14 protein-coding genes are annotated in these 18,078 nt (G+C 35.8%); 4 read left to right on the top strand and 10 right to left on the bottom strand.

Going from position 1 to position 18,078, the window contains the following annotated elements; all coding sequences use genetic code 11:
- Window positions 1-19: 19 nt before the first annotated feature.
- Window positions 20-2,158, bottom strand: coding sequence for a S46 family peptidase (locus KYG33_RS20015; protein WP_077414201.1), 2,139 nt, complete (start codon window positions 2,156-2,158; stop codon window positions 20-22).
- A 295-nt stretch (window positions 2,159-2,453) separates the two neighbouring features.
- Here KYG33_RS20015 and KYG33_RS20010 point away from each other — a divergent pair, with 295 nt between their 5' ends.
- The gene (locus KYG33_RS20010) at window positions 2,454-2,942 is read left to right on the top strand and encodes a copper resistance protein NlpE (RefSeq protein ID WP_228408652.1); all 489 of its coding nucleotides are present in this window, start codon (window positions 2,454-2,456) and stop codon (window positions 2,940-2,942) included.
- Between the two features lie 41 nt (window positions 2,943-2,983).
- Here KYG33_RS20010 and KYG33_RS20005 read toward each other — a convergent pair whose 3' ends face one another.
- Window positions 2,984-3,631 carry an MgtC/SapB family protein gene (locus KYG33_RS20005; RefSeq protein ID WP_077414199.1) on the bottom strand — a complete coding sequence of 216 codons (648 nt, stop codon included), beginning with the start codon at window positions 3,629-3,631 and terminating at the stop codon, window positions 2,984-2,986.
- 148 nt (window positions 3,632-3,779) lie between these two features.
- On the opposite strand from KYG33_RS20005, the gene KYG33_RS20000 reads away from it, so the two are divergent.
- The 3 genes from KYG33_RS20000 (at window position 3,780) to KYG33_RS19990 (ending at window position 5,652) form a co-directional block, all read left to right on the top strand.
- A complete protein-coding gene (locus KYG33_RS20000) occupies window positions 3,780-4,337 on the top strand; it encodes a YdeI/OmpD-associated family protein (RefSeq protein ID WP_077414196.1) in 558 nt (185 codons plus the stop codon).
- A gap of 10 nt (window positions 4,338-4,347) precedes the next feature.
- Window positions 4,348-4,746 (top strand): immunity 22 family protein, encoded by a 399-nt coding sequence (locus KYG33_RS19995; protein WP_077414193.1) that lies wholly within the window; start codon window positions 4,348-4,350, stop codon window positions 4,744-4,746.
- A 171-nt stretch (window positions 4,747-4,917) separates the two neighbouring features.
- Window positions 4,918-5,652: a protein phosphatase 2C domain-containing protein gene (locus KYG33_RS19990; RefSeq protein WP_077414191.1), complete on the top strand. Its 735-nt coding sequence runs from the start codon at window positions 4,918-4,920 to the stop codon at window positions 5,650-5,652.
- Between the two features lie 91 nt (window positions 5,653-5,743).
- On the opposite strand, the gene polA is transcribed toward KYG33_RS19990, so the two are convergent.
- The 8 genes from polA to KYG33_RS19950 form a co-directional block, all read right to left on the bottom strand.
- Window positions 5,744-8,578, bottom strand: coding sequence for a DNA polymerase I (gene polA / locus KYG33_RS19985; RefSeq protein ID WP_219072294.1), 2,835 nt, complete (start codon window positions 8,576-8,578; stop codon window positions 5,744-5,746).
- A gap of 281 nt (window positions 8,579-8,859) precedes the next feature.
- On the bottom strand, window positions 8,860-9,267 hold the full coding sequence (gene tssD, locus KYG33_RS19980; protein WP_047382792.1) for a type VI secretion system tube protein TssD: 408 nt from the start codon (window positions 9,265-9,267) through the stop codon (window positions 8,860-8,862).
- Window positions 9,268-9,731: 464 nt separating this feature from the next.
- Entirely contained in the window at window positions 9,732-10,148 is a 417-nt protein-coding gene (tssD, locus tag KYG33_RS19975) for a type VI secretion system tube protein TssD (protein ID WP_077414280.1), read from the bottom strand.
- Window positions 10,149-10,497: 349 nt separating this feature from the next.
- Entirely contained in the window at window positions 10,498-11,364 is an 867-nt protein-coding gene (locus KYG33_RS19970; RefSeq protein WP_077414187.1) for a lytic transglycosylase domain-containing protein, read from the bottom strand.
- 59 nt (window positions 11,365-11,423) lie between these two features.
- Window positions 11,424-13,919 carry an ATP-dependent Clp protease ATP-binding subunit gene (locus KYG33_RS19965; protein WP_219072293.1) on the bottom strand — a complete coding sequence of 832 codons (2,496 nt, stop codon included), beginning with the start codon at window positions 13,917-13,919 and terminating at the stop codon, window positions 11,424-11,426.
- Window positions 13,920-14,181: 262 nt separating this feature from the next.
- Window positions 14,182-14,853, bottom strand: a complete 672-nt coding sequence (locus KYG33_RS19960; protein WP_219072292.1) for a hypothetical protein — start codon at window positions 14,851-14,853, stop codon at window positions 14,182-14,184.
- A gap of 116 nt (window positions 14,854-14,969) precedes the next feature.
- On the bottom strand, window positions 14,970-16,148 hold the full coding sequence (locus tag KYG33_RS19955) for an RHS repeat domain-containing protein (RefSeq protein WP_077414181.1): 1,179 nt from the start codon (window positions 16,146-16,148) through the stop codon (window positions 14,970-14,972).
- Window positions 16,149-16,218: 70 nt separating this feature from the next.
- Window positions 16,219-18,069: a hypothetical protein gene (locus tag KYG33_RS19950; protein ID WP_219072291.1), complete on the bottom strand. Its 1,851-nt coding sequence runs from the start codon at window positions 18,067-18,069 to the stop codon at window positions 16,219-16,221.
- Window positions 18,070-18,078 lie beyond the last annotated feature (9 nt).

Here is an 18,078-nt window from a genome sequence, read left to right as displayed (position 1 = left end):
AAGGTATAACTTTTAAAAATTATTTTATAATCTTCATTTCATCAACAAGCCACTTTGAGTCAGCAAACTTCTCGATGATGAAAAGGATATATTTTGTATCTACCATGATGTTTCTGCTGAAACGTGGATCATAGTTGATATCACTCATTGTTCCTTCCCACTGTCTGTCAAAATTCAATCCTACAAGATTTCCGTTGGCATCAAGAGCAGGGCTTCCAGAGTTTCCTCCTGTTGTATGGTTTGTTGCAGTGAATCCTACAGGAACATCACCTGTTTTATCTTTATAGTTTCCGAAATCTTTTTTGTTGTAAAGATCAATCAGTTTCTTTGGAACATCAAATTCGTAATCTCCGGGAACATATTTTTCCATTACTCCTGCCAGGTGAGTCTGATATCCGTAAGAAACTGCATCTCTAGGTGTAGATCCTTTTACTTTACCGTACGTTACACGAAGCGTTGAATTCGCATCCGGGAAGAACTTTCTGTCTTTATCCGTCTGCATCTGCTGTGCCATGAACTTTTTCTGTAAAGCATCAATTTTTGCCTGCATTGAGGTATATTGCGGATCTGCAGTTTTCATATATGTTTCTTTCATAGAAACATACAGCTGATAAATAGGATCTTTCTTTAACGTTTTGATCAATTTATCCTGATTAGAAAACGCTTTATCAATATCTGCAGTTAATGTTCCTCCATTCACAGCAGTTCTTCCTGTGATGATAGAGTTTTTAGACATATCTTCTATTACAGGGATATTCGGGCTTTCATCTTTGTATTTACTGAACCCTGTCGGTAAAAACTGTGGCGCTGTTTTATTAACGTATAAAGCCAATAATTTTGCGGTTACTTTAGCATCAAGCTCTGCACTGTAATCTTTGTAGAAAGAGGTTAATTTTGTTTTTAACTTTGTAAGTTCCTTTTCATCCATTCTACCCGCTTCTACAGAAGCTACGAAGTCATAATAATCACCAGCAAGCTTCAAAGTCTCAGCATTTCTTACCACTTCTGTAAAATAAGCATTGTTTAATGCATAAGGAGCCTGATCATTGTATAGTTTATTCAACTGATCCAATGTATTTTTGATCTCCGGATTTTTAGCCACCAAAGAACCTTCATACATTACTTTCTTTTCTACAGCATTAGATTTTTTCAATCCTTCTACTTCACCGATCCATTTTTTCCAGTAGTTCGCTACAGAAGCATATTTTGAAGCATATTTGATACGTGTTTCATTGTCAGCACGCATTTTTTCGTCTAATGTTTTTAAAGCAACATCACGTACCGCAATTCTTGCAGGATCAATATCCTTCATGATTTTTTCTACTCCTACCGCAGGAAGATATTCTGTAGTTTTTCCAGGGAAACCGAATACAAAGGTAAAATCGTTTTCGTTTTTATCTTTTATAGAAACAGGTAAATAGTGTTTCGGAACGTAAGGAACATTATCTTTTGAATATTCCGCAGGTCTGTTGTTCTTATCTGCATAGATTCTGAACATAGAGAAATCTCCGGTATGTCTAGGCCAAACCCAGTTGTCTGTATCACTTCCGAATTTTCCGATGCTTTGAGGGGGAGCCCCCACAAGACGGATATCTTTATAAGTTTCGATGGTGTAAGCATAGTATTTGTTTCCATAATACATAGGCTTTACCATGATCGATTGGTAAGATTCAATTTTCTGAGAGTTTTTGTAAACCTCAATATTGTTGTTGATCCTTTTAGTAAGTTCCGGCTCCGTTAGGTTGTCTGTACCTTCTAAAATCTGATCAGTAACTTCTTTTATATCTACAATAAAATCTACTTTTACTCCCGGATTAGGAAGTTCTCCCTGTGTATTTTTTGCCCAGAATCCGTTTGAAAGAAGGTCATTCTGAACGGTAGAATGCGCCTGAATCTGACCGAAACCACAGTGATGATTGGTTAAAAGCAGTCCTTTAGGCGAAATAATTTCCGCAGTACATCCACCGTTAAACTGTACTACCGCATCCTTTATGCTTGGTTTCTGAGGGTTGAAAATATCTTTTGCAGAAATCTTCATTCCCAAATCCTTCATTTCCTTTTCATTCAGCTCAGTAGGAATCCACATTCCGCCATATTGTTGTGCAAATGCCATTGCAGCTGGCAAAAGAAATACAGATAAAAGTATCTTTTTTGTCATAATCAAAATTTTGCCCGAATTTACAAAGAAAAATAAGAATAGGCCTTATAAAACGCGCGGAAAAGTTGTTAAGAAGTAGTTTTTGTAAAATGTAAAAAATAAAATGTATTGATAACAGGGAAAGCAGAAAACTTATTTAGAAATCTATCAATTTAAACCCGGAACCATATACTGACAATTATCGGCCAACAACATTAAACATTAAACATTAAACATTAAACTCTCCTCCCTCTGGCTTAGTTTTTGTTGATTGGAAGTAACTTTATTATTAAGAAACATACTTAAATCAATTATTATGATGAAAAGCAAAATGCTCATGTTGGGAATGGGAGCCGCTCTGTTCCTTGCCTCATGTTCTAAAAAAGAAGCAACTGAAACAACCGGTACAACCACAGATTCTGCAACAGCTGTTCAACAAGTTACTACAGACAGCATCACTAAAGCTACCCCTACAGCAGCTGGTGACACTTCTGAAAATGCATTGGATTGGGCTGGTACTTATGAAGCAACAATTCCTTGCGCTGACTGTCCGGGTATCAAGACTTCCTTAACATTGAATAATGATAAAACATTCAGTATTTCTGAAGAATATCTTGATAGAAATTCAAAAAATCAGGATAAAGGATCTTTCACATGGGATGCAACAGGAACTATGATTACTTTAAAAGGAAAAACAGCAAACTATAAATATAAAGTTGGTGAAAATATGCTGTTCCAACTGGATATGGAAGGAAAAGAAATTGACGGCCCCAACAAGGATTTGTATATATTCAAGAAAAAATAAAAATAAAGGCTCAGGCCTTTATTTTTTTACTTTCATATCTTCTAAAACTGATAGGCTCTGATTTTTGGATCGTCTACCAGACGTGTGATTAATTCTTCATGACGGGTATTCTTTCCGGTAAGCCGCCAGATAACGGTTAAACTTTCCGGTGAATACTGCTGCTTAATCATCAGATATTTCAGGTGATGTTCTTTAAATATGTTTTCACAATATTTGATATCCGCAGAACCTGTCACAGCAATTTTATACTCCCTTACTTTATTATAATTATCAATGAAATTCTGAAGGTAAGTTAAAGCACTCAAAATAATCAATACCAAAGCGGTTCCCAGCAGGGAAATATAGACATATCCGGAACCTACCGCCATTCCAATTGAAGCCGTTGCCCAAATGGTGGTTGCAGTAGTAATACCTTCAATTTTATTGTCTCCTTTGAAAATCACTCCTGCTCCCAAAAATCCTATACCGGTAATGATATTGGCTGCAAGACGGTCCGGATTGGCCACACCTATTTTGATGGAAAGAATCGTAAACAGACAGGCTCCGAAACAGACCAGAATAAAGGTTCTGAGTCCGGCAGATTTATTACGGTATTCGCGTTCGGCACCAATGAACAGTCCTAAAATGACAGAAATAAGGATAAGCAGCAATTCATTTTTGACAGCGTAATGGTCCTGAAGAAAATCCATTTTTTATAATTTATAACCTAGAATAAAATTACAATAAAAAAATTATCTCCGGGGTTATCATTGAACTTTGTTTAGGGCAAGAAGATTTTATTTGACTGAAAACTTTCGTAATATTACAGATTAAATGTAAAAGGCAGGTAAAGGAGTTATGAAACCTACATTTTTTTCGACAAAGGAAGAATTCAGAAAGTGGCTTGAGAAGCACCACGAAGGGGAAAAAGAACTGTTGACAGGATTCTACAAAACCGGAAGTGGAAAACCTTCTATGAGCTGGTCTGAATCTGTAGATCAGGCTTTGTGCTTTGGCTGGATAGACGGCGTGAGAAAATCAATAGATCACGAAAGCTATTCTATCCGTTTTACGCCAAGAAAGTCTTCCAGTATCTGGAGCAATATTAATATAAAGAAAGTTGAAGCGCTCACCAAAGCAGGGCTGATGACTCCTGCAGGACAAAAAGCATTTGAACTCAGAAAAGAGAACAAATCCGGAATTTATTCCCATGAAAAAGCAGAAGTTGCTCTTGATCCTGTTTATCAAAAACAGTTTACGGATCATCAGGCTGCCTGGGAATTTTTTGAAAGCCAGGCTCCTTCTTATAAAAAGGTAATTATACACTGGATTATGAGTGCCAAGCAGGAAAAGACAAGGCTTTCACGGCTTGAAAAAGCTATTGATACAAGTAAACAATTAAAAAGATTAGAATAAAAAGATTATTATGGATAAAGAAATTTCACACTTCTGGTTAGGGTATTTCAAGAATGAAGAAGATTTTTATAGTTTCGTAGAAGAGGATGAAAATTATTATATAGAGGAAGAAACCGACGATCAGTATGTTTCAAAATTCGCAGAATCACAGAACATCAAATGGTTTGATGATGACTTCATAGAATATGGCTTTGAGGATGAAAGTCTTGGACTTTACGACAAGTTTGCAGAATATTCTTACGCTGACCAATGGATTCCAATCCTGGAAAGAAAACTGAATGAACTAAGTCTGGATACGCCTGTGAATGCCATCATTTTTGCAACAAGATTTGTGATTCCTAATCCGGTTTCTGTAGAGAATGACGATTATTCGCTGCATTATGTGGGGGAAATAGAATATGAGATCTAATATCAGGGATTTTTACCGTCTATAACAAGTGACTTCATTTAGATATGGAGTCACTTGCTGTTAATAAAACAAAATTACAGCATCCGGGAAAGAAGATTACAAAAGAAATTGACCGTCTAAAATAACCCTCATACACTTATATCAGAAAAAATAGAACTATTTTAGCATCCGATGAACGTATATTCTACCTTACAAATCGGAGATTATCATATCAACCATTGTGAAGACTATTTGCTTGTTAAAAAGATCGATTCTGATAAAATAGTATGTGCTGTAATGGACGGCTGCTCTACAGCGATGGACAGTCATTTTGCTTCGGCACTTTTTGGAAAGCTTTTACGTAAAGTGATCATTGAAACAAGTTATAAATCTTTATATGAAAAAGATATTCAACGCAGTCTAGACGAAGATCTCAAAGAAATAGTTGAAGGCCTATTCAAAGAACTTGTATTTAGTAAAAATCATATGATGCTGGATGAAAAAGAGCTGTTAGCCACTCTTATCATCTTGGTTTATGACAAGGTAAAGAACGAAGGAATAATCTTAGCCATTGGTGACGGCGTTATTTGCGTCAATGGAAAGATAATGGAATTTGATCGTAATAATAAACCTGATTACCTTGCCTATCATCTTCATGAAAACTTTGAAGACTGGTATTCTAATCAATCTCAGAAAATAATTTTTAATGATCCGAATGATATTTCCATTGCAACTGATGGTATTTTGAGCTTTTCAAAAATTAAAAAAACAGATTCTGATGAAATGATCAATTTTGCAGAATATTTGATGATTGACCGCCAAAATAGTGATACTGAAGAAATGCTTAACAGAAAGCTTAAACAACTTGAGCATCAGTATGGAGTAAAACCTACAGATGATTTGGCTATGATAAGAATGATAAAATAAAACTATTCTGACAGTCAATTTTACATTATAAACAAAAACTTCCGCCCAAAAGACGGAAGTTTTTTATTTAAAGTATGATTTGCAGTATTGATTAATGCGCTTCCAGCCAATTGTCTCCTACCCCAATCTCTACTAACAACGGAACCTGCGTTTTTAAGGCGTTTTCCATTTCAGTTTTGATGAGTTTTGAAGCGGCTTCAATTTCATCTGCCGGTGATTCAAATATCAATTCGTCATGTACCTGAAGCAGCATTTTTGTTTTTAACTGCTGTTCCATGATTTCTCTGTCTATTTTGATCATCGCAAGCTTTACAACGTCTGCGGCACTTCCCTGAACCGGGGCATTCACAGCATTCCTTTCTGCATGACCTCTTACTACAAAATTGTTGGAATTGATATCTTTCAAGTGACGCTTTCTTCCTAAAATAGTTTCCACATAGCCCATCTGACGTGCTTTATTCACCTGTTCCGCCATGTACTCTTTCAGTTTTGGATAGGTTTCAAAATAAGCTTCAATCATCTGCTTAGCCTCTGTACGGGATAATCCAGTCTGCTCTGCCAATGCAAAAGCTCCCTGTCCGTAGATGATACCAAAGTTTACAGTCTTTGCCTGGCTTCTCTGGGTTTTGGAGACTTCTTCCAGAGGAATTTTAAAGAGTTTTGCTGCTGTGGAAGCATGAATATCTTCTCCGTCCTGGAATGCTTTGATCATATTATCTTCTCCTGAAATTTCAGCGATTAAACGAAGTTCAATCTGTGAATAATCGGCAGAAATAATCTTCTTCCCTTCTCCGGAAACAAAGGCTCCACGAATCTGCTGTCCTCTCAAAGTTCGGATCGGGATATTCTGCAGGTTTGGATTTACACTCGCCAGACGGCCTGTAGCAGCTGTCGTCTGTGAGAAATTGGTATGTACTCTGTTATCTTCTTTATCAATCTGCGAAGGCAGCGCATCTACATAGGTTGATTTTAATTTCTGATAGGTTCTGTATTCCAGAATATGCTTAATGATCTCATGTTTTGAACTTAATTTCTGAAGAACATCTTCTGAAGTTGCATATTGTCCTGTCTTTGTTTTTTTGGCTTTCGGATCCAGCTGCATTTTTTCAAACAGAATTTCTCCAAGCTGTTTGGGTGAGTTCATGTTGAATTCTTCCCCTGAAAGTTCAAAAATTGTAGTTTCTAACTGCTTCAGGTCATTTTCAAGATCTATACTTTCCTGTGCCAGCCATTTTTCATCTAGAGAAATACCTGCCAGTTCCATTTTTGCCAAGACTTCCATCAGAGGCATTTCAATATTATAGAAAAGCTCTTCCAGATTTTCTTTTTTCAGCTGTGGTGCAAAAAGCTCATACAATTGGAAAGTGATGTCTGCATCTTCTGCTGCATAATCTGTCTGCGTTCTCAGATCTGCATCTCTGAAGCTGCCCTGTTTCTTACCTTTTTTCCCGATGATGGTTTCTATGGATACCGGTTTATAGTTCAGGTATACTTCTGAAAGATAATCCATACCATGTCTTCCGTCTGGATTCAACAGGTAATGGGCAATCATCGTATCAAACATTGCCCCTTTAACAGTAATGTCGTATTGTTTTAAAACTTTATAATCGTATTTCAGATTGTGAGCAATTTTCAGCAGGTCTTCCTTTTCAAAAAACGGCCTGAAAATCTCTAACGTCTGTAACACTTCGGTTCTGTCTTCAGAAAGCGGAATATAATAGGCAAGCCCTTTTTTATAAGAGAAACTCATTCCCACCAATTCTGCTTCCAGTTCGTTTAATGAAGTAGTTTCCGTATCAAAGCAAACAACCTTTTGCTTCAACAGATTATCAACTAATTTTTTCTGGGCTTTCGGATTGTCGATAAACTGATAAAGATGATCGTTCTGCTCAATAGTAGATTTTGTAGAAGTAGCCTGTTCCAGCTCTTCAAAATTGGCAAAAAGATCAAGCTGCATCACCTGTCCTTTCATTTCTGTACCAGCTGGAGTCTGCTTCACTTCCACTTCACTCACAACCACTGTTTCTGTTGGAGCAGGTGCAAAAGCTCTGTAAAGGTTTTCGTAAAGTCTTCTGAATTCTATTTCATCAAAAACTTCTTTTACTTTTTCAAAATCCGGCGTTTCCAGATCGTATTGTTCCTGATGGAATTCTACAGGAGCATCACAGATAATGGTTGCTAATTTTTTAGATAAAATGCCACGTTCTGCAGAAGCTTCTACTTTCTCTTTCAGTTTTCCTTTCAGTTGATCAGTATTAGCTAATAAAGTTTCTATATTTCCGAATTCTTTAAGGAACTTCATCGCAGTTTTCTCTCCTACACCTTCCAGTCCGGGGATATTATCTACCGCATCTCCCATCATGGCAAGAAAATCGATAACCTGCTTAGGATCTTCAATCTCATATTTTGCCTTTACCTCATCAACGCCCAGAATTTCAATATCACCACCTTTTAAACCTGGCTTATAAATCTTAATTTTATCTGTAACCAGCTGTGCAAAATCCTTATCCGGCGTTACCATGAAAGTGGTGTACCCTTCTTTTTCTGCTTTGCACGCAATGGTACCTATTACATCATCCGCTTCATATCCTTCTACTCCCAGGCGTGGAATATGCATGGCTTCAAGAATTCTGTGGATGTATGGAACAGCAATTTTAATCGCCTCAGGAGTTTCGCTTCTGTTGGCTTTGTAATCTGAATAGTCATCAGTTCTTACACTAGCCTGTCCTACATCAAAAACTACTGCCAGGTGGGTAGGTTTTTCTCTTCTGATCAATTCGATCAAAGAATTGGTAAAACCAAAGATAGCAGAAGTATCCAGTCCTTTGCTGGTGAGTCTCGGATTCCTGATTAATGCGTAGTATCCTCTGAAAATCATCGCATAGGCATCGATGAGAAACAGCCTTTTATCTTGTGTTGCGTCCATATTTTGAATAATGAACAAATATAAGAAAATAGGCGTAAAAGTTGGTAGTCCGGGGAAGGGATTCGGGGCTCAAATGATGAATAGTAAATCGTCAATTTGCTTCGCTCGTGAATTTTTTTTTAGCGGTATTTACTTTTGAGGCAATATTCAGCATTTAGCAGGTAGAATTTGTCTGAACATTTTGCTTATTTTTTATATATGGTTATTAATTAGGTCATGGATAAAAAAGAGAAACAGCATACCAATGGTATACTGTTCCTTTTTTTTTACATTGTATTGGATTATTTACCTGGCCATAATCCAGCATATTGAGAAGTACCGTAGTCAATAGTTTCGGCACTTACTACAAAACTGATCAGCATACTGTTGCTGTCTACTGCATCGAAGTCTACTTCGTGCTGGATTACGTATCCATTCTCCCAATTCAAAGTAATTAATGTTCCTTCTTCGTGAGATTTGTTGAATGTAATTTCTCCTTTTGTAGGCTTGTATTTACCGTTTAACAAGCTTTCAAGGATGTCAGATTTTTCAGTAGCTTCTACTGTAACCTTGATTAATGCGTTAGAAGGATCTGATGCTACACGTCCTGATACGTCTGTAGATCTTGATACACTGTAATTCATTTTTAACAGTTTCTGTCCTTCTCCTCCGTTGAATTTTAAAATTCCTCTTGAATTTCTTTCTGCCATGATTGTAAATTTTAATCGTTAGTAATAAATTGTTATTCAATAATTATATAACAAAGATAGCTCCCTGGGTTTTGAAAAAAAAGCATTTAAACAGAAATATGAAAAAGTGTAGTAGTTATACGATTTGGTGTAGTAGTTCTACGATTTCATGTCGTAATTCTACGACAAAAGATTTAAAATAAAACATAATATATTATAAATAAATACATTAAATATCATTGGGAAATAAGAAAATTTCACCAATTATTACACCAATAAGAGAAATAAAACGTTAAAAGGGTAACTTACAAGAATCAAAACTGTTTTATTTATTCACTATAAATTTGAATGGGTTGAGACTGGAAAGTATTTATTATTTTATTCCGTTTTTCATTAGCTTGAACTTATATAAAAAAACAGAACAGTAAACTCGATGAGTATACTGTTCTGTACCAATTTTATTTTTACTAAGATGATGAATAGGCTTAATTACTACCTGCTGAAGGCCATAGTCCAGCGTACTGAGAAGTACCGTAGTCAATGGTTTCAGCGCTGATTACGAAGCTGATCAGCATACTGTTGCTGTCTACTGCATCGAAGTCTACTTCGTGCTGGATTACGTATCCGTTTTCCCAGTTCAAAGTGATTAATGTTCCTTCTTCGTGAGACTTGTTGAATGTAATTTCTCCTTTTGTAGGCTTGTATTTACCGTTTAACAAGCTTTCAAGGATGTCAGATTTTTCAGTAGCCTCTACTGTTACTTTGATCAATGCGTTGGAAGGATCTGATGCTACACGTCCTGATACGTCTGTAGATCTGGATACACTGTAATTCATTTTTAACAGCTTTTGTCCTTCTCCTCCGTTGAATTTTAAGATTCCTCTTGAATTTCTTTCTGCCATGATTGTAAATTTTGATCGTTAATATTTTGTGATTCGGTGATTGTTTAGCAAAGATAGAGGCTCTTTATTGCTAAAAAAAACTTTTCAATATAAATCTGAGAAATTGTAGTAGTTCTACGATTTCTTGTCGTAATTCTACGACAATAGATTTAAAAAACACGCTCAAAACATCATCAGTAAAGGATTTCAACATATTGAAAAAGAACAATAAAAACAATAATTTTCCACCTAAGTGAGAAATATTAAGAATCCTTTAATATAAAATTAGCCTTTTTTAACAGATCAGTTATTGCATAAAAAAAACAACCAACTGAACGTTGATTGTTTTTTTATTTGTACTTGAGATTATTTACTGTTGAATACTTGCTCCTTCTTTGATGGAACGAACCAGTATTTTATTTTTTCTGAGCAGGAAATCCGGCATAAGGTCAACAGGAAGATAGAAAGGGCTTTCTCCTTTTCTCTGCAGTTCTTCTACAATACCAGGATTCCACGTAAGGATTTTATCCATGTCTACGTTAAGCTCATCAGCGACAACTTTCAGATTGAATCCGGCGTTGATTTCCGTTTCTGAAAGCGCAGCGGTCATCTCTCTTCTGTTTCCGTCCTCAAAGAAAATTTTGTTGATTCTTGAAGAATTATAGTTACTTAAAACACTCTGAAGTTCTCCTGTAGCATAGCATGCATTGAGGTATTTCTTCACATGGTTAATAGTTTCTCCGGGAAGGTATTTAGAGAATTCGTGATATTGAGAGGAGCCTGCAGCTTCCATCGCTTTGGCAATATTGCCTTCACCGCAGTTATAAGCTGCCACAACGGTTACCCAATTGTTATATTTTTTATAAAGGTTTCCTAATGAGATAACAGCTGTTTTCGTACTTTTATAGACATCGGTACGATTTTGTTCCGTAAGCCCATATTGGTTGGCATGTGCAGTCATCAACTGCCATATACCTACTGCTCCGGCTCCGGAAGTGATATTTCTGTCGAAATGGGACTCTATCAGGGCCAGGTTTCTCAAATGCTTGGGAAGCCCTTTCTGAAGAAGTAACTGTTCAATAAATTCTACAAGATCTTTATTGGCATTAATGATGCCTTTATATTTTCTCACACTGCTTTCTGAAGTATCTGAAGCAGCAAGAAACTGCCCATTTACACTTATAACAGTTCCTAATAATAGTAAGCCTGTAAAAATATTTCTGACAATGGTTTTCATTTTATTTGTATTTATAAGCGAAAAGGTAAATATACTTTTTTTGCCTTTTCGCTTCCTAATTAATCTACTTTCCAGCTTGGTTTTTCTTCGTCATTATTCCAATCAACATGAATGGTCTGGCCGGATTTTACTTCTTCTCTAACAATCATTTTAGAGATCGGTCTTGCAAGCTGTGCACGGATTACTCCTGAGATCTGTCTTGCTCCATACTTGCTGCTGAATCCGCCTAATGCCAGATTTCTTACTGCATCATCACTAATCTTTAAGGTAATTCCCAATCTCATAAGTGAGGTATGAAGTGATTTCAGCTGAATATTGAAGATTCTTTCTGCAATAGATTCTGTGATCGGTGCAAAAGGAATGATCTCGGTGATTCTTGCTAAAAACTCAGGTCTGAATCGTCCTGAATTGGACATAATCTGCATCAATGAAGATGATTCCGGAATTTTTCCTTCTTCAAACTGTTTTACAATTTCTTCGCTTCCGATATTGGAGGTAAAAAGGATCAATGCATTGCTGAAATCTCCTTCTTTACCCAGTTTATCGTGTACTTTTCCTTCGTCCATAATCTGAAGGAATACGTCAAAAACTGAATGATGGGCTTTTTCAATTTCGTCAAATAAAACAACGGTATAGGGCTGTTGTCTGATTTTATTGACAAGCATACCTCCTTCTTCATATCCTACATATCCCGGAGGCGCTCCGTACAATAAGGCTGCGGAATGTTCTTCTTTAAATTCTGACATATCAAAACGCACCATTGCCTTTTCATCATTGAAAAGTAATTCTGCCATAGATTTTGCCAGCTCTGTTTTACCGGTTCCTGTAGGTCCCAGAAGGAAGAATGATCCAATGGGCTGCCCGGGTTTATTCAACCCACTTCGGTTTTCAACAATAGCATCGGAAAGGATTTTTAATGCATGATCCTGCCCTACGACTCTGTTCAGAAGAAGTGATTCCATATTCAGGAGTTTTTCTTTTTCCTGAGCCTGGATCTTTCCAATTGGAATATTGGTTTTAGCAGCCATTACAGCGGCAAGTTCAAGTCTGTCTACTTTTTCTCTTTTCTTCGCAGCATGCTGTAGAAGTTCGGCATAGGTATCTTCAATAATCTGCTGAATCTGATCTACCGGCATAGAGTTGTCAATGGCAGGCTGCTCACTCAGCGATCCCCAAAGGATCGGGCTTATTTTATCTCTTAATAAGTTGTAAGTCCAGATCAACTCGTCTGCTTTATCTTTGCTGTCTGCATATTCTTCATTTAAAATAACATCATAGCTTTCTTTCCAGCTGCTGAGTTCTTTTTCTGACAATTCATCAAGCATTTTGATGGCTGCCATTGTTCTGTCTAATAAGTCAATAGCAGCATCGGGTAATTTTTTACCTTTTGCATATCTTTTAGCCAAACGTACACATTCCGGAATTGCAGTTTTTTCGACTTCAATACCATGATGCTTTTTGTAACCTTCAAGCAGTACATCAATCATTTTTACGCAGGTTTTTTCATCCGGCTCATGTACTGTTAATACCTCAAAACGACGATTGAAAGCTTGTTCCGGCTCTATAATTTTTCTGTATTCTTCCTGTGTTGTAGCTCCAATTACGGTGATTTCCCCTCTGGCAAGCTCAGGTTTCAAAAGGTTGGCAACGTTTCCGATGCTTCCTTTGGGGTCTAAAAGGGTATGAATCTCATCAATGAAAAGAATGGCTTTTTCAATTTTCTTACATTCATTGATGACTTTTTTCAGACGGTCTTCAATTTCTCCTTTATAAGAAGTTCCGGCTAGTAATGCTCCGGTGTCGAGTTCTAAAAGGGTTCCGTTTTTAAGCATTTCGGGTACATTTCCTTTGATAATCTCAGTAGCAAATCCTTCTACTAATGCTGTTTTCCCTACTCCCGGTTCCCCGATAATGATTACATTGGGTTTGCTTCTTCGGCAAAGGATTTCCACCAGCATTCTTAGTTCTTTATCTCTACCAATGATATTTTCAATTTCTCCTTTTCTCGCCTGTGCCGTTCTGTCTACGCAGTAACTTTTAATGGAAGGAAAAGAAGAGTCTGAATAGTCTGAACCATTTGAAAACAATGAAGAGAAATCACCATCTTCTGAAACGGTAAACGGTGTATCTTTTCTATAAAGATTGAATATCTCATGTTCTCTCAACGGAAGTGATTTGAGCTGTTGAAGTGAGAAAACAACCTGTGGTTTTACAATTGCTGTCAAAATACAGATGGGAGTAATCTCATCTAATCCTAATTTTAAACGGATATCATCTGCCTCTTCGATAAGGGTATCTATCGCATCATCCTGACCTACTTCATCGGGAAGATGATTTGTTTTAGGGTATTCTTCAATGCGGACATCTGCCCATTCATAGAAATAGCCGGGATCTTTATCTATACTTTTCAGAAATTCATTAAGTCCGATATCCTTATGCATTAAAGCCTGCAGAATATGCGGGCCTCCATAGGTTCCATTATAATTTTCCTTCGCTATCGACTGAGCAATGTGAAATAGTTGCTTTACGGTTTCGTTGGTTACTAGTACTCCCATTTATAATTTTCTTATATTAATATATTTGCGTTCTGTTTTACTATGCAGATTTGATGGTATTGATCTGTATTTTTCATCCCTGTCTGTCAGAGAATGAAAAGTTCTTCTTTTGTGTAGCTAAAATTAATTATTTTATTCTAAACGAGATAAAGATAGTTAATTCTTCAATTAGAGAAGTAACAACGGTGTGTTTTTGTTTTTAAACCAGATTCTGATGGTTGAATTTTATAACAAATTAGCCTTCTAAGCCTTCTTTTTTCTTTTATATATTCAAAAAATATAATAAAATCAAACTGATCCATTGAAGTCCGATGTAGATATAGAATAACATCGCCGATGGTTCTGCCAGTTCATGTAGTTTTTCAATCAATGTAGTTTTGATAATTTCTGAAAAGTCTGCATTATCATCCCCCAGATTCAGTTCATCGAACTTTATTTTATTTAAAGCATAGCCTAAAATTCGTTTGAGTATTTTGTTTTCGGAACTATTTTTAAACTCATTTAAGAGTTTAACTTTAGCAATTGCAAAATCAGCACTTGTACGGATTACCGTTGGCTGTTTTGCTTTAAAAATCCCAATTATTTTATCTATAAACGGAATTACAATTGTTTTGGAATGATCCTGAAGGAGTTTGCTGATCACTACAGACATCGCGTATTTTGTAGCAAAAACAACAGTAAAAAATGGAGCAATAATAGTCAATACATAAAAAAGACTTGCTGAAACCGGTTTAGCTTTTATGGTTGTTATTAAAAATGCAACAGCTCCGGTATGTCCCAATGATGGACCTAAACGATCAGATAAAATATAAATTCCCAATATCAGGGTAACAATGGTAGAAATAAGGCCTATTGCATAAATTTTAAATATACTTAGGATGAATGCTGCGGATAGTTTGGAAAAATATTTCAGGTGATCCGTGATTTTATTCATTAGGGTTTGAGGTTATTTAGTTTAAGTGCTTTTACAAAAAGCAGGTTTTGTATTGATCATTTTTAATAATCAAACATGATTTAAAACCGCTGTAAGATATTCATTTTTAGAGAAACTTAATAATAAAATACTTGCACTTCTGAGCTGTTTTTTTTGGTATTGCTAATTTCTTTCTGAGTTATCCTTCCGTTATTATCCAGTATAAACTTAATTTTTTCCGAATCGGCAAGTTCTTTATTTACTTCTGTTTTTCCATTTTTAAACTTGTTGGAAAAATTGTAGGTATTGATTTCAGTATGAATTGCACCTGTCTCATATTGATACTTTTTATCAATTTCTGACAGTGGTGTTTCAGATCCTTCTTTAAATTTCTTCCAGGCTAATGCTTTTTGTTGTTCTACAGATATTGGGGTCCATTTTTTATCTGCAAGAACTGAAGCATTTACAATATTATATTCATACTTGTTCTCTCCCGTAATCTGATCTTTAGTATAGGTGTAAGTTGTCTTCGTAAAATGATTTACCCATTTTTTTGCATCTCCTTTATCTGAAATCCCGTAATATTCAACAATATTCATAAGGGTATCACTTGCAGGATCGTACTGAAATTCAACAACATGATTTTCATTTTCACTGTATTTTCTTACGATTTTTCCTTTACTGTCATATTGATAGCGCAAAGTATAAGTTTCATCTTTTACCACTTTACCGTTAGGTGCTATTACTTTTTCTTTTATATTTTCTACTAGAATATTATCATTTTTATCATAAGAAAATTCTCTTACTGACTGTATATCTCTGGTATTCTTCTTTTGAGAAATGAGCCTCCCGTTTTCATCATATATATTCTCCAACAAGATTTTATCAATCATTTTATCTTCAGCTATCCGCAATAACTGACCATACTTATTGTAGTGATACAGATATTTGTTTTTGGCATCCGGAAGATTTTTTTCGATACTTTTAACGAGCCCAAGCTCATTAAATTCTATAAGTGTAAAGAAATCACCTCCTGCCGTTCCGCTTCTTCCAATAGGGTATTTATAAAAAGTAGAATACTTTTGGGGTAAAAAATATTTGAAATGATTAATCTCCAGCAGATCATCCGTATTCAGAAACATTGAATGCTTTATATCAAAAACATGCGATTTCAGGTCAACTTTCGCATACCTTTCATGCAGTTTGCCGGGTAGGTAAAACAATACCATATCTCCATTTTTCTCATAAGCACTCTTCTGGCTGGGGTACAATTCTTTGGTGCTGAACTTTTCAACCTCTTTATTATATTCCTGCATATTTTGACTATTTGAATGACAACTTATTACTATGCCAATAAAAACTAACATCTTAAAGATGATGGATTTCTTATTTTTCAGTTTCATTTTTTTTCAATTTATCTATTGCTTTCATATCATCCGAGTCTTTATGAATCCTATCCCATTGCCACTTCCAAAAAGTGATCAATACATCTCCATAAATATAATCCATTACATTTTCTGTTTTCCCTTCTTTGAAGAGATGCCCTGCTTTTACGAAATCTTCAAAAAATCCTGCAATTTTATTTGATCCCGAATCGGGAAAAGAATGGGCCAGACCCAAAGAGTGTGCTACTTCATGAGGAATGGTTATCCAATCCTTTTTTGCCATAATTGCAGGTCCTACGATCACATTATCTGCACCGGCCATTATGCTTTCAGATTTACCAAATAAATCATCAATATCGAAAGGAACAAAAAATACAATAGTATCTTCATAACCGGGATTGTTTTCCCTGTATATTTTTTCCAAATAGTTTTGCACATACCCTGCATCTCCCTTATCAGAAAATATTCCGTCTTCCATCAATTCCCAGCTTGCACCATTTTTTTTCAAATACAGATCATCATCCATATTATCAAAATCTGCTTCCAGATATTCTTCTTTATCTATTTTGAAATGGCTTAATGTTTGGGAGAAAGTATCTTTAATTTTTTGTTCATAAGTTTTGAGAAATGAACTGCTAAACTTAGTTTCTAAAGTATTAAATTCATAGGTGTTCAGTTCTTGGTTTATTTTTAGCCTCGCTTTATTCTGAGTATCAATTTTAAGAATAGCTTCATTTTTCTCTGCTATTTTCTTCTGCAATGTTTCTTCACTGCTGTTGAACCACCCTGTTTTACCACTTTGCACCTCTGCCAATTCGGCTTCAAGTTCGGCTTTTTGTTTCTGGAGCTTCTGCTGTCTTTTAATAATATCTTTATCTTCGAAATAATCAGGTAAGGAAGTAGTACCGTTTCTTTTTGACAGATATATTTTCTCATCATATCCATCCACCTTGATCCAGCCTTTAAAGTGAACTTTTACATAACGGACATTCAAATCATATTCTATGCTGTTATTGTAAACATTAAGCATTCCCATCAATTCACCTGCGGTAATATAAATGGTTGGCATTGAATCAACTTTTTTTCCTGCAGCCTTATCTTCTTTCCATTGTTTTTCTTCAGCCTTTTCTTCTTCAGACTTTTTATGAAATGTAATGATTATACATGTGCTTTCCGCAATATAATCTAAAAATGTAATTTTAATATTTTTACTGAACTGTTTTGGAGTACTTTCTGATATCTCAAAGCTGCTGCCTCCTTCATCCGTAAATTCTATTTCTATCTCATCAGCATCACTGCCTATATCTATTCTTCCTTCTACAGGTTCTTCAATATTGAAAAACACATCAAGTTCATAGCTCTTGCTACTCCCCGATCCGTCTTTTGCAAAACCAGAAAACCAGGGAACAAAATAGGGTTTCCCATTGATATTCAACCCTGATTTTCCACTATTGGAACCTACGTTAATATAACCAAACTCTCCCAAAGAGATATGTTTTAAATGGGGAGCATATTCTTTTTTAAGACTGTCAACCCCATCCAGCACCAGACTTTCATAATTAAACGGCTCAGTATAGGTGGTCTCGTAATTTTCTCCTGCATACCAATCAAAGCCAAAGTCTGGCTGAGCGGAATAATTGCTTTTTCTCCGGAAAATGGCCAGTCCTTTTATTGAGTTTTTAACTTTTCTTTCATCCCCAGGAGGATTGTCATAAGTAACTCCTTGCTGATCACCTTTTTGTTTTACAAATTTCGAAGCAAAATTACTTATAAAGTTTCCGGCATTATTTTCAATCTCCTGGGTTGATAATTCAGATATCTTTCCACCTGCTATTTCTGTAATATTTCCCATGATATCAAA

This window comes from Chryseobacterium sp. D764, from assembly GCF_019317325.1.
Classification (GTDB): domain Bacteria; phylum Bacteroidota; class Bacteroidia; order Flavobacteriales; family Weeksellaceae; genus Chryseobacterium.
Note: the sequence above shows the minus strand (reverse complement) of the source record. Positions and strands in the feature narration are given on the sequence as shown.